13 protein-coding genes are annotated in these 14037 nt (G+C 40.5%); 3 read left to right on the top strand and 10 right to left on the bottom strand.

Features of this window, described 5'->3' with window-relative positions; genetic code table 11:
- The first annotated feature begins 32 nt into the window (after positions 1-32).
- Complete coding sequence (locus tag H5122_RS02780) at positions 33-1295, top strand: valine--pyruvate transaminase (protein ID WP_182681228.1); 1263 nt, start codon at positions 33-35, stop codon at positions 1293-1295.
- 504 nt (positions 1296-1799) lie between these two features.
- Entirely contained in the window at positions 1800-2999 is a 1200-nt protein-coding gene (locus tag H5122_RS02775; RefSeq protein ID WP_182681227.1) for an Nramp family divalent metal transporter, read from the top strand.
- Positions 3000-3102: 103 nt separating this feature from the next.
- Here the strand turns inward: H5122_RS02775 and H5122_RS02770 are convergent, their stop codons facing one another.
- The gene (locus tag H5122_RS02770) at positions 3103-3555 is read right to left on the bottom strand and encodes a hypothetical protein (RefSeq protein ID WP_182681226.1); all 453 of its coding nucleotides are present in this window, start codon (positions 3553-3555) and stop codon (positions 3103-3105) included.
- Between H5122_RS02770 and H5122_RS02765 the strand changes: the two genes are divergently transcribed.
- Entirely contained in the window at positions 3540-4730 is a 1191-nt protein-coding gene (locus tag H5122_RS02765) for a PQQ-dependent sugar dehydrogenase (protein ID WP_182681225.1), read from the top strand. The two genes, H5122_RS02770 and H5122_RS02765, sit on opposite strands and share 16 nt — an antisense overlap.
- 196 nt (positions 4731-4926) lie before the next feature.
- On the opposite strand, the gene H5122_RS02760 is transcribed toward H5122_RS02765, so the two are convergent.
- The 9 genes from H5122_RS02760 to H5122_RS02720 form a co-directional block, all read right to left on the bottom strand.
- Positions 4927-5358: a hypothetical protein gene (locus H5122_RS02760; protein WP_182681224.1), complete on the bottom strand. Its 432-nt coding sequence runs from the start codon at positions 5356-5358 to the stop codon at positions 4927-4929.
- A 117-nt stretch (positions 5359-5475) separates the two neighbouring features.
- Entirely contained in the window at positions 5476-5895 is a 420-nt protein-coding gene (locus H5122_RS02755) for a hypothetical protein (protein ID WP_182681223.1), read from the bottom strand.
- A gap of 182 nt (positions 5896-6077) precedes the next feature.
- Complete coding sequence (locus H5122_RS02750; RefSeq protein WP_182681222.1) at positions 6078-6653, bottom strand: hypothetical protein; 576 nt, start codon at positions 6651-6653, stop codon at positions 6078-6080.
- A gap of 111 nt (positions 6654-6764) precedes the next feature.
- Entirely contained in the window at positions 6765-7442 is a 678-nt protein-coding gene (locus tag H5122_RS02745; RefSeq protein ID WP_182681221.1) for a hypothetical protein, read from the bottom strand.
- A gap of 365 nt (positions 7443-7807) precedes the next feature.
- Positions 7808-9112, bottom strand: coding sequence for a serine--tRNA ligase (serS, locus tag H5122_RS02740; RefSeq protein WP_002962971.1), 1305 nt, complete (start codon positions 9110-9112; stop codon positions 7808-7810).
- Positions 9113-9121: 9 nt separating this feature from the next.
- Complete coding sequence (gene crcB, locus H5122_RS02735) at positions 9122-9502, bottom strand: fluoride efflux transporter CrcB (RefSeq protein ID WP_021032117.1); 381 nt, start codon at positions 9500-9502, stop codon at positions 9122-9124.
- Positions 9495-10838: a replication-associated recombination protein A gene (locus tag H5122_RS02730; protein ID WP_182681220.1), complete on the bottom strand. Its 1344-nt coding sequence runs from the start codon at positions 10836-10838 to the stop codon at positions 9495-9497. The genes crcB and H5122_RS02730 overlap by 8 nt, the downstream gene beginning before the upstream one ends.
- Positions 10831-11457 carry an outer membrane lipoprotein chaperone LolA gene (lolA, locus tag H5122_RS02725; protein WP_138489158.1) on the bottom strand — a complete coding sequence of 209 codons (627 nt, stop codon included), beginning with the start codon at positions 11455-11457 and terminating at the stop codon, positions 10831-10833. Before lolA ends, H5122_RS02730 begins: the two co-directional genes overlap by 8 nt.
- On the bottom strand, positions 11454-13952 hold the full coding sequence (locus tag H5122_RS02720) for a DNA translocase FtsK (protein ID WP_182681219.1): 2499 nt from the start codon (positions 13950-13952) through the stop codon (positions 11454-11456). The genes lolA and H5122_RS02720 overlap by 4 nt, the downstream gene beginning before the upstream one ends.
- Between the last annotated feature and the right edge of the window lie 85 nt (positions 13953-14037).

The raw sequence follows: 14037 nt of genomic DNA, 5'->3' as shown, positions 1-14037 counted from the left end.
GCCCCCCCCATTACTAACAAACGCTATGCATTATGAACTACTCAAACTTTGGCACTAAATTCACACAACCCAACGGCATTACTCAGTTAATGGAAGATTTAGGCGGTGCTAAAAACAGTAATAATCCTAATATTGTTATGCTGGGTGGCGGTAACCCCGCACTAGTACCACAAGTAAATGAGGTTTTTTTAAGTGAATTACAAAAACTCGTTGCCAGTAACAAGGTATCGCAGGTATTTGGCCTTTACGACGGCCCGACTGGTAACGACGAGTTTAGAGCTGCATTAGCAGGCCAGCTAAGTAAAGAGTTCGCATGGGATATTAGCGCCGATAACGTAGCACTTGGTAATGGCAGCCAAGCTAACTTTTTTGTATTGTTTAATATGTTGGCAGGTGAGATGCCGGATGGCAGCCATAAAAAGATTTTATTTCCCCTTGCGCCAGAGTACATAGGTTATGCCGATCAAGGTTTATCGGCTGATATGTTTGTTGCCATAAAGCCTGATATCGAAATTTTAAATACAGGTAGTGCATCAAAACAGTTTAAATACGTAATTGATTTTAAAGCAGTTGAAAAAGTACTAGCAAACGACAGCAGCATAAGCGCGCTGTGCGTATCACGCCCTACCAACCCAACAGGTAATGTAATTACCGACGATGAAGTAAAACACCTTGATTTGCTTGCTAAGCACTATGGTATTCCACTCATTATTGATAACGCATATGGCGATCCGTTCCCAGGTTGTATTTACACCGACGCAAATCTAACGTGGAACTCAAACATTATTTTGTGTATGTCACTTTCAAAGCTGGGCCTACCGGGTTTACGCAGCGGTATTGTGGTTGCAAACAATGAGATTATTAAAGCAATTGGTCGCGTAAATGGCAGCATGGTGTTATCGCCAAATAGTATTGGTCCAAGCTTAGTGACACGCTTAATTAACGACGACGAACTACTCCCACTGTGCCGCAACGTTGTGTTGCCTTTTTATCGCAATAAAGCACACATAGCGATTGAGTTGTTTGATGAAGTATTTGCCGAACTGCCTGTTTATTTGCACAAAGTTGAAGGCGCATTTTTTATGTGGCTGTGGTTTAAAGATGCAAAAATGACAAGCGAGGTGTTGTATCAAAAGCTTAAAGAGCAAGACGTGTATGTGATCCCAGGTCACAACTTTTTTATCGGCATTGACGACAGCTGGGCGCACAAGCACGAGTGTATTCGTATTAACTATGCTACCGATGCAGATATCCTAAAAAAAGGCTTAGAAGCGATTAAAAACTTAATAAAGTAAATATACTGATGCCGATATTAATATCGGCATCAGTCATTTAACTCGCTTATATATACGTTTAAAATTCATGCAAACGCACTGTATCCCCTTTAAATTTATATACAAGTTGGTATCCTACTCGACCTTTTTTAATAGCAATTCGCTTAATTAAGTGATCTATTCTGAGGTGAGAAAATCGTGTCGATAACCAGGCAAAAATTTCGTTATTTAGTTGTTATCACTAATTGCTCCTGCATTGCTCTACCTCCTGCATCCATGCAGTCGTATATCAGAAATTTTTAACGCAGTTAGCGTCATATTTAATCCCTCAAATTGATTAAGTATTATTGCGGATTGGTATAACATATGCTTATAAAAAAGAACTCGTCAAGGAGCGACTATCGCTGCAAGGCACTTACTGTAAGTGGCAGCAATAACACAACAGGCATCGCGTATAATTTATTGATTTTAAACGTTAGATGTAACTTTAAATAGCAACATGCAATAGCACTATTAAGGTCAATTATGCGATTAGGACCAGGACTACTTGTCACCGCTGCCTTCATTGGACCAGGGACTATTACTACCGCCAGCGTGGCAGGTGCAAACTTTGGTTTTGCACTTATATGGACATTACTGTTTTCAGTAGTTGCCACTATATTATTACAATCTATGGCGGCGCGCCTTGGCGTTGCTACCGGGCAAGATTTAGCTCAAGCGCTCAGAGCACATATTCAAACGCCTTTATTTAAATCTTTAGCTATATTTTTAGTCATTAGCGCCATTGGCGTGGGCAGTGCAGCTTATGAAGCGGGTAACTTAAGTGGGGCTAGCATGGGATTAATTGAAATATTCCCTCAAGTTAGTCCTCAACTATGGACACCACTTATTGCTTTTTTAAGTGCTGCTTTACTATATAGCGGCAAACATAAAGTGGTTGAAAACGCGCTAATTTTACTCGTTATTTTAATGAGCTTAGTGTTTATCTCAACACTTGTAATGGCAGCGCCTTCACTGGGGGATGTATTTGCAGGTTTTATGCCTAGTATGCCTGAGGGTTCGATTACAACCATACTAGCTTTAGTTGGTACTACCATTGTGCCGTATAACTTATTTTTACACTCCGGCGTACTCGCTGCTAGACACGACAGTAACAGCGATATGCAAAAAGTGATTAAACAAACAAATGTTGATACAGGCCTATCAATCACCTTAGGCGGTGTGATCACTTTAGCTATTTTATCTACAGCTTCAGTCGCATTTTATGGCACCGATGCGGGGCAAATTAGTGCAGCTAACATGGCCGTGCAGCTAGAGCCATTGCTTGGCGATGCCGCTCATTACTTTTTTGCTATTGGCTTATTTGCTGCAGGTTTAACAAGCGCGATTACAGCGCCACTTGCCGGTGCTTATGCTGTGTGTGGCATGTTAGGGTGGTCAAACGATATGGGTAACACGCGCTTTAAAGGCGTCGCTATTGTTATTTTATTGTTTGGTGCTGCTGTGGCGTCACTCGGTTTAGACCCTGTCGCGGTAATTATATTCGCGCAAGCGGCTAACGGGTTATTACTTCCTATTGTTAGCACCTACCTTGTATGGCTGGTCAATCAAAAAGGGGTTATGGGAAACTACACTAACTCTTTGCTGTTAAACCTGGTAACCCTACCCGTTTTAATCCTAATATTTGGTCTAAGTAGCTACAAACTAATTAGTTTAATTTTTTAATTAATTTCTAAAGGCCATATTTAAAGCCCGCTGTTTACAATAAACAGCGGGCTTTATTTATTAATCACCAAATAACGTATAAGCCGTACTTATATTCACACATCTAATAAGCTTTTTGGTTTTTAGTTGCTTTAAATAATTGTGAAAATGTAAAACCACCTACCGCGCCTGCAAGCAGTTGAGCATAAAAACCCCAGCCTCTTGCGCCCGCTATAATATGAATATTCATAATTGATTCAATGGCAATTAACACAATAGCAAATGCCACAATGCCAGCAATAACAAATAGCTGAGTACTGTATTTTTTAACCTTTTTATTAAGCTTTACGGTAACAAAAAAAGCGATGGCAAGTGCTACGGCAATAATAGCGCCATAGGTAGGTAATAGGCCTAACCAATCATCAAGGGTTAAACTAGCACGATCACTAAAGCCCACCACTACACCTACATTAACTAATTGATTGACAACGTATTGGCTATGAAACAAGCTAGCAAGTGTGAATGTAAGTAACCAAGAAACTAAAAATGAAGGCAATATACGTGTTAAAAACGACATGGTTATCTCAACTTAAAATAAAGCTTTTCTCTTATACTAGTCATGCTAGCAAAGGCTTGCCCCGTAAACAATGTATCTCTTTTTTTACTTTGCTTTCGCTTTTTTCGTTTTCTGTTAATGCAAATGCTACGTTACCAAAGGAGCAATACAGCACACAAACACTGGCTACGCAATTACAGTCTCCGTGGAGCATGGTTGAACTACCAAACGGCACATGGCTAATTACAGAGAGTGATGGCCACGTAGTTATAGTTAAAAACAACGTGCAATCAAGAGTAAAATTAAACCTAACAGGTTTATACGTTGCAGGCCAAGGTGGTTTACTCGACATTGTATTATCACCAGATTATAACAACTCCAAAGAAATTATTTTTACTTATGCCCAAGGTGATGCAAGCGCAAACAGGCTTGTTGTTGCCAAAGCCACGTTTAATGGCACTGACTTTTCAAAGCCACACATTATTTATAAAGTAGCGACTGATAAAAACACACCGCAACATTACGCAGGACGCGCCCTTGTCCTACCCGACAATACGTTATTAATTTCAACGGGCGATGGGTTTGACTTTAGAGAGCAAGCACAAGTTATCACCAGCCAACTTGGTAAAATATTACGTATAAACCTAGATGGCACCATTCCAATAGACAACCCATTTATTAATCACAAAAACCCAAATGCGCATGCTGTTTACTCACTTGGTCATCGTAACCCTCAAGGCTTAGTTTATGATTACGATACGCAGCAAATTATTAGCAACGAACACGGCCCTGCAGGCGGTGACGAGCTAAACTACTTAACCGCTGGGACTAATTACGGCTGGCCGGTAATCACCTATGGCAAAGATTACTCACAAGCGCGTATTTCACCATTTACCGAATATAAAGGCATGCAAAAACCAAGTGTTAATTGGACGCCATCAATAGCGCCATCAGGCATGGCGTATTACGGTTCTAAACATGCAGCCTTCCCTTCATTGCAACAACATGTGCTAATCACTACTCTTGTTGATAAAAAGCTCTACAGCGTTAATCTGGCCAATGGTGAATTTACACAGTCTCAGGTATTTCCTAAGGCTGCAGGCAGGTTAAGAGATGTGTTTATAACTGATAAAGGTAACGTCGCAGTATTAACAGACGGTAAAGAGGCAAAGCTAATGTTGATGACAGCAAACTAATTCATAAAGCAAATAAAAGCCGCTTCGCTTTTAAAGTAAGTAGCGGCTTTCAATAAGCCACTTTGGTTAATTAAGTAATTTGCTCAGTAAGATCAGGGTTAACCCCTTTAGTTTTAAGATTAAGGTGAGCGTCTTTATTATTGTTATTAATAACGTTCTTGTCTCCAATTACCTTTGCATATATTTACTGTGCTTGTTATTTACCCGATTCTAATTGCTGTCTCAATAATTCAATAAGTTGAGTGTTAAGCCCGGTAATTTCTGCTTCTAGTACCCTCACTTTAGCCTGCGACTCTTCATCATCTTTACTGCGTAATAATGCAGTTTCCTGTAGTAGTTTTTCTATCTTTTCTTGTATTTCAGCAATCTGTTCATCAATAGGATCTTCTTCAGATTGTGATGCCTGACTTGCATCTTCATTGCTTGATAATTTACGTAACGCTTCACGATTTTGATCTTCCAGACTTTTTTCTTTTCCTTCTTCGGATATATCTACTTGGTCACTTTGAACCGCTGCTTTGTGCACAGTCGCTTTTTCGGTTACTTCATCAGCTACCACCTTTAAAATTTGTTTTTGCGGGTAAGTTTCTAAAGGTTTAGAGGTTATGTGAACTGACATTTTATCCATTTTAATATTCCTTGTTCCGTCAATTATTGGCGAGAAGTAGTTAACTATAAATATAATGCTTTACCAAAAGCCAATTGTAATAGCCCTTGTTTGATTCTTTATTAGACTACACTTTACTCACAAGCTTGCCCATTGTTGTTTTAAACCAACAAGGTGAACAATACCAAAAGATAAACAAATAATAGAACTCCAAACCCAAAATTCAGGCGAACGCCCCATAGGGTTATTTATTAGAAAGAATCCAGTAATCCCACGAGCTAAATAAATAAAAGTTATTAATACAAGAGCTAGGCGGATGAATGGAAGTTTAAAAATAACACCTGCGGCTGAAAATGCATACAATGACCAAGTTGATAGAATCAGAACAATTACACTAGTAATTAGAGTTGGTTTAATACTTCCTTGCTCAGAAAGTAATGCCATTTGCTCTCCTGCACCGAAGAACCTATACCAAGAACCTCCAAAATAGATACAACCCAAATGCAAAGTTGCTACAACAGCACTTAATGTACCTGCAATTATTAGAAAAACATTCATAGAGCGACAAAGCCTCCGTGAGACATAACGAACCTGTAAATTAGCTGGTTTATTTATCTTGATAAACAAACCATAGCTGGGTTTCTACCTGGGTACAATCGATTGTTAAATGTTTACGCGTGATATCAAAGCTCGCATTAAACTAGACAGCCACTCCAATTGTATTAAACGACTTGTTAGAACTACGTGCGCACAAAAGCTGAAATGAGCTTTAATATCTTTTCTTGTGGATAATTTATATTGGCAATTTTGAAGGTTTCTACAGTCATTTCTTTAAATGATGGTTGAACTGCCCTCAACTTTTTAATTGCCTCAGGATCAAAAGATAATAAATCACGAACACTTTTTGCAGCATCAATGTAAGAAGGCATATTTGTATATCCTGTTGCACCATATTCTCTTGATATAAAATCCTCAGAATAAAGTGTCGCCAACCCTTCTTCAATGATTGGCGCACCACGTTTGCCATCTGGAGCTAATAAATGAACAACCTCATGAGCTAATTGGTAATGAGCTAATATTTCATTATCTAATGCATTGGTATTTAACTGGATTGCAATATTTCCACAGTTTCCGGGAAACCAGTTTTGGGGCCCATTTTTTTCAAACTCAACCCCAACGAACGTCCAAGATTTATCACGTTCACCATACAAGTTTTCGATTTCTCGGAGCATAGCTCCTAAGCGACTTGCTAAAGTCCATGTGTACCCATCATTAGTAGATAATGGTTGTGTAAGATAATGCCTTGAATTAATCACAAAACTTCCTAGTGGTTCTAACGCTTTGCTAAGCGGCTAAAAATGGCTGGCTATAATAGCGAGGAACGAGCACAGCCAGCTGTTTGTGTCCGTTTAAGCAACTTGTTAGGGTTATCTTTTACTTGTTAATTCATCTATTTGCTTTAATAGGTATTTTTCTTTTTGTTCGTTCGGCATTAAATACTCATAATATATAGCCCAACTTAAAAACAAAAATATTAAGACTACCAAAATTATAGAACCGGTTCTATATAACTGGTACTGAGTATCAGTTGGTTGATCTACCGTTGCAATAACGTCTTGAGAAACTATACGCATACTTTCTAACTCATATCGATTAGAAAATACTTTTGTTCCAGTTGAAATTACTTTAATTGAAATTGATTCATTGGGTCTCAGTGATTCAAATTTCAGAAGATAATTACTATCTATTAATTCAGCAGAGCTGTATGGGATGCTAGTTTCTAACTCGATAACAGGTTTAGGTATAAAAACGTTTAATTTACCGTCATCTCCCACCTCAGTTCTTGTAATAGAAAGAACTGAAAATGGTAACCATACTTCTATATTTTTTTGAGTATCACTGCCTGCATTTAAGATAGTGACACTTAGGGCTAAAGATGTGTCTGTTGATATAGGCTCAACATATTTAAAGGAAAGGTTGTTTTTGGGAGATATTTGTTCTAATAACCAAGGCGTTAAAGCCGCGGTTAAAGGAATTAAAATTCCTATCAATAGAAAACTCGCAAGCTTCCAATAACTACTTCCTTTGTTTTCAGAATCCACCACGTGTAATAATACTCCTATAACCCTAACAACTTTGTATCCGACATTTGTCGCTTTATAAACCGACAAATGTCCAAATATTACAAAGGTTCTAATTTAACCAGCTAATAAGGACTTGTAAACAACTAGTTAGCCGATATTTAAGTTTCCTTGATGTAGAAATACCCCAAAATGGTAGAGATCAGTAATATCGGACAAAAAAGTAATGAGCCATAAAATAGGTGTAAGCGATGTTATTAATAAGATAACTTAAATTTTTCTCTAAGCTTTTGCCTTTAACCTAAACAAAAAAGCCGCTGTTCATTGCAAACAGCGGCTTTCGTCTTAAGATTTACAAGCTTAAAGCTTGCTTAACTTAAACTTGATTTTTATTGTTTACCAATCACTTCAAGTCCACCCATGTATGGGCGTAATACTTCTGGTACTACTACTGTGCCATCGGCTTGTTGGTAGTTTTCTAGTATGGCTACTAGTGTACGGCCAACGGCTAAGCCTGAACCATTTAGTGTATGTAGTAACTCTGGCTTTTTAACACCTTCACGGCGAAAACGTGCTTGCATTCTGCGCGCCTGAAAGTCAGCCATGTTTGAACAAGACGAAATTTCACGGTATGTGTCTTGCGCAGGTAACCATACTTCTAAATCGTATGTTTTAGCTGAGCCAAAGCCCATGTCGCCCATACATAAAATTACTTTACGGTACGGAAGTTCTAATGCTTGTAGTATTTGCTCTGCGTGACCTGTTAACTCTTCAAGCGTTGCCATTGAGTCTTCTGGTTTTACAAGTTGTACAAGTTCAACTTTATCAAACTGATGTTGACGAATTAAGCCTCGTGTATCGCGACCATAGCTGCCTGCTTCACTTCTGAAACACGGAGTGTGGGCAACTAAGCGAATTGGTAAATCGCTTTCATCGTAAATTTCGTCGCGTGCGCTGTTTGTAAGCGGTACTTCAGCTGTAGGAATTAAGCTAAAGCCGGCTTGTTGTTCGCCGTCGTCATTTACAAGGCCTAATGTGTGGAATAAATCGCCCGCAAATTTAGGTAGTTGGCTCGTGCCGTAAAGGCTTGCACTATTTACTAAGTACGGTACATACATTTCTGTATAGCCGTTTTTATCAGCATGTGTATCTAGCATAAATTGCGTTAGTGCACGGTGCATACGCGCTACTTGGCCGCGCATTACAGTAAAGCGTGCGCCACTAATTTTAACGCCCATTTCAAAGTCTAAGCCGTTTAGGTCTTGGCCTACATCTACGTGGTCTTTAACTTCAAAATCGAATTTTTTAGGTGTGCCCCACGTTAAAATTTCAACGTTGTCGTCTTCGTCTTTACCTGCAGGTACTGACTCGTCCGGCAAGTTTGGAATTGCTAAAGCAATGTCGTTAATTGCGGCTAATACTTCATCTTGCTCTGTTTTAGCGGCGTCTAGCTCACTGCCTAAGTTAGCCACTGCATCAAGTAGTGGCTGTGCGTCTTCGCCTTTAGCTTTGGCTTGACCAATTGCTTTTGCGCTTGCATTACGTTGACTTTGAAGTTCTTGCGTTTTTACTTGTAATGTTTTGCGTTTTTCTTCAAGTGCCGTTACCGTCGCTACATCGAGTTCGTAACCGCGAGCTGCTAAACGTGCTGCAGTTTGTTCGATGTCTTGACGTAAAAATTTAGAATCTAACATGTTAGTTTTTTAACCTTTTTGCATTACTAGCTGAAGGCCCAGCCAAGCCATAAAAATACACACCATCACGTTTAAGATGATATTGAGGGCCATTTTAATAAAGTGACCTTGTTGTAATAACAACAACGAGTCCATTGAGAATGTTGAAAAGGTGGTTAATGCACCTAAAAAGCCAATACCGATAAGGGTTTTAGCGGGGCTTGCGGTGATAATTTCTTTATCTATCAAACCGTACAAAATGCCCATTAACAATGAACCCAGAATATTAACCGTCAACGTGCCAAAAGGGAATCCCCTACCGAGGAGTTTTAGCATGCTTTCGCTAATAAAAAACCGTAAACACGCACCTGAGGCTCCGCCAAGGGCGATCATCATATAAAGTTTAATCATTTTCGTATCGTTTAAGTGAGCTTTGCGCATCGCGCTCTTTTAGGTAATCGAGTTTTTGTTTGATTTTTTGTTCAAGTCCGCGCTCGCTCGGTAAGTAATATTCTTTACCGTCCATTTCTGGTGGTAAATATTTTTCACCTGCGGCAAATGCGCCTTCTTCATTATGCGCATAACGGTACTCAGCGCCATACCCTAAGTCTTTCATTAAATTAGTTGGGGCATTACGTAAATGCTCTGGCACTGGGTAACTTGGCTCGTTTTGAGCGTCTGCTTTGGCTTGATTAAACGCCATATAGACTGCATTACTTTTGGGTGCACTGGCTAAATACAATGTGGCTTGTGCAATAGCGCGCTCGCCTTCGCCAGGGCCTACTCGCTGAAATATGTCCCACGCATTTAAGGCTACTTCCATCGCACGCGGATCGGCGTTACCTATATCCTCTGTTGCAATGGCAAGTAAACGCCTTGCTACATACAAAGGGTCGCCACCACCGGCTAAAATTCGGCAATACCAATACAGCGCACCATCGGGGGAGCTACCACGTACTGATTTATGAAAGGCTGATATTAAATCGTAAAATTCATCGCCGCCTTTATCGTATTTAGCTAAATGCGTTGGTAATACTTGGCTAAGTACGTGCTCATCAACGTTGTATTGACCGTTTTGCTCGGACGTTAAGTCAACTGCTTGTTCAAGTAAGTTAAGTACTTTACGCGCATCGCCGCCACTTGCTTGGCACAGTGCCTTTTTAGCGTTGTCGGCAATAGTGATGTATTTTTGGCTTAGCTGCTCGTCTTGTTTAAGTGCGCGCTCTATTACGGTGTATAAGTCGGTATCGGCAAGCGATTTTAAAACATACACGCGTGCACGTGACAATATAGCGTTGTTAAGGGCAAACGATGGGTTTTCGGTGGTTGCACCTACAAATATAAAGGTACCGTCTTCTATGTGCGGTAAAAAGGCATCTTGTTGGGATTTATTAAAGCGGTGAACCTCGTCAACAAACATAAGGGTGCGTTGGCCACGGCTTTCTAGGTTGTCCCGCGCTTGCGTTACGCTGTCGCGTATATCTTTTACGCCTGCAGTTACCGCCGACATTTGAATAAGTGAGGCATCAGCATGGTTGGCAATTATTTGCGCAAGTGTTGTTTTACCAACACCAGGCGGGCCCCATAAAATCAAACTATGGCAGCGCCCTGCGACAATGGCTTGATGCAGTGGTTTATCACCGCTTAATAAGTGCTGCTGACCAATGTATTCATCAAGTGTTGTAGGGCGCATACGCGCGGCAAGTGGGCGTACATCGGGCCCAAAATTAAAACCTAAATTACTCACCGTTACTCTGATCGTCTATTTCAACACCTTCAGGAGGCGTAAATTCAAAAGTGCTTTGATCAAGCGGCGTATTAACTTGGGCATTGTTAAACGTAAATGACGATAGCTGCCCTGAGTTGTCGGTAACCACTAGTTTAGCAAGCCCTTGCTCGTTACCCGCAAATGCTATATCAAGTTGTTCTACTTGGCTTTCTACACCTTTATTTGGCGTTACACTAAAGCCTGTACTTGTTGCAAGTACGCTGTATTTTTCCCACTGTGCTGGGTCTTTTGATGTCAGTAGCACAAATGGTGTTGAGTCGATTAAGCTGCTGGTTTTCATAATCGTTACTTGCTCAGCAAAGCTGTCGAAGTAATATGTTTTATCACCGTTTGATACAAATAACGTATCGTCCGGATTAGTTTGCTGCCAGCGAATCATCATAGGCTGTTGAAGCGCTATTGTGCCCTCGCCTTGCATAACTGCTTGACCTTCTTTGTCTGTTACTTGTTGTGCAAACTGCGCTTTAAAGCTTTTTAAAGTGGCAAGTCTGTCTTGTAATGCTTGGCTGTCGTCAGCAAAGCTTGGTGCGGCAAGTACGCTGCCTAACACTAATAATAAGGCGTTAACTTTTTTCATGAATTTGCTCCATTAGGTACTAATACATCGCGAGCACCGTTATGACCTGGTGAACTCACGATACCCGATGTTTCCATTTGTTCTACTAAACGTGCTGCGCGGTTGTAGCCAACACGTAATTTACGTTGCACTGACGATACAGATACTTTGCCGGTTTCAATTACAAACGACACAGCTTCGTCGTATAAAGGATCAGATTCTTCATCTGCATTTTCGCTAGCTTCACCTGGTAATAAAATATCTTCAGTGGCATCGCCATTGAGTATTTCGTCAATGTAATTTGGTTTAGCACGTGCTTTCCAATCGTTTACTACGGCGTGTACTTCATGGTCGTCTACAAACGCGCCATGCACACGCTCTGGTACGCTAGTGCCTGGCGGTAAATAAAGCATGTCGCCCATACCTAGTAAGTTTTCTGCACCTTGTTGGTCAAGTATTGTCCGTGAATCTATTTTGCTCGATACCTGAAACGCCATACGTGTTGGAATATTAGCTTTAATTAAGCCGGTAATTACATCAACCGATGGGCGCTGCGTAGCAAGCACTAAGTGAATACCTGCCGCACGTGCCTTTTGGGCTATACGTGCAATAAGTTCTTCTACTTTTTTACCTACAATCATCATCATGTCGGCAAATTCGTCAATAACCACTACTATACTTGGTAGTTTATCTAGCTCGTTTGGGCCTTCTTTCATGCCGTCGGTGTCTTTAAATAACGGGTCAAGAATTGGGTAACCCGCCTCTTTGGCTTCCATTACTTTTTGGTTATAACCTTTTAGGTTACGTACACCTAATGCTGACATTAATTTATAACGACGTTCCATTTCGCCTACACACCAACGCAGTGCATTAGCGGCTTCTTTCATGTCGGTAACTACTTCACACAATAAATGCGGAATGCCTTCGTATACTGAAAGCTCAAGCATTTTAGGGTCAATCATGATCATACGTACATCGTCAGGACCCGATTTGTAAAGCAAGCTTACTATCATGACATTAACGCCCACTGATTTACCTGAACCGGTTGTACCGGCTACCAATAAATGTGGCATTTTACCCAAATCAGCACATACCGGCTGACCGGCTATATCTTTACCAAGCACCATGGTAAGTGGCGACGGATTTTGCTCAAATTTAGGGGCGTTTATAACTTCTGACAAACGAACTATTTCACGGTGTTTATTTGGAAGCTCAATACCAACATAGGTTTTACCTGGAATAACTTCTACAACACGTACACTAATTGCCGAAAGCGAACGGGCTAAATCTTTAGCTAAGCCTGTAATTTTAGACACTTTAATACCTGGCGCTAAATCTAGCTCAAAACGTGTAACAACGGGGCCTGGGTATACCGCTACTACAGTCGCCTGTACATTAAAGTCGAGTAATTTTGTTTCTACTAGGCGCGATACGCTATCAAGCTCTTCTTGCGAAATTGGGTTTTTAGCTTTGTCTGGTCTGTCGAGTAAATCAAGCGATGGTAATGGCCCCGGTGGTGGCTCTTGTGTTAATAATTGCTCAAATTTTTCTTTTGCCGTTGGTGGTGGTTGATATTGCGCTTTTGGTTTAGGCATTGGTCTTGCTGGCGATACCACCGTTGTAACTGGTTTTTCTGGTTCTACAACTGGGCTTTGATCAAGCGCATTTAATGCAGCAGCCGTGTCCATTGGTTCGTCATCTATTGCGCTAAAACCAATTTCTTGATCGAGTATATCGTCAAGTTCATCAAACGGCATAAAGTCATCACTAACTTGTGGTTCACTAAACGGTGTTTGAGGTTTATCTATCGCTTTTTGTTTATCTGCTTTTTTAGCTGATGTAGGCAGTTCTATTTGCTCTTTTATATCGTCTTCAAAATGGGCGTCTACTTCATCGTTATTATTTACTTTACCAGCAGCGTGTTCTCGGTGCATCCAGCCTTTTGCATACGACACAACATAGCGGTAAAGCCTAACCATTAAATCGCCAAGGTAATCAACAAAATCAACCCACGACACTCCCGTCAATAAGGTAAGCCCTGCAAAAAAGAAACACAGCAATAATATAGATGTACCGGTAAAGTTAAACGCAGGCATCATGGCTGATGCAATAACATCGCCCACTACCCCACCCGATGAAAAGTTATAAATATCGTCGAAATTAATACTACTAATAGCGGTAGCTGAGGTAATAAATAAAGCAAAACCAATAACACGCAGCGCTAAGGTGGTGTAATCAAGCTGTAAAATGCGATGAGGTTGTTTAAATAGCAAGTAGCCAAATAGCTGAATGGCCGCAGGCACTAAGTAAGCCAACCAACCAAAGGTGAGTAATAAAATGTCGGCTATCCATGCACCGGCTGCTCCTGTGATGTTGCTTACTTCGCTAAAACTAGTTTGCGACCATGCAGCATCTGCTGGATCAAAGCTGATCAAGGCACATAAAATAAATATTGCCGTAAAGGTACTGATAATCAGCCCTGTTTCTAATAGTCTTTGCACACCGTTTAGGCGCATAGTTCCCTATTCCTCTTTATTATTCTATTTTTATTCACACTTACTTAGCAGTGAAATACCTTAGCAGGAAATGCAATTTGTTGCA

The organism is Pseudoalteromonas sp. SG43-8, assembly GCF_014164245.1.
Lineage (GTDB): Bacteria > Pseudomonadota > Gammaproteobacteria > Enterobacterales > Alteromonadaceae > Pseudoalteromonas > Pseudoalteromonas distincta.
The sequence above is the reverse complement of the archived record's forward strand: the minus strand, read 5'-3'. Positions and strand labels throughout refer to the sequence as shown.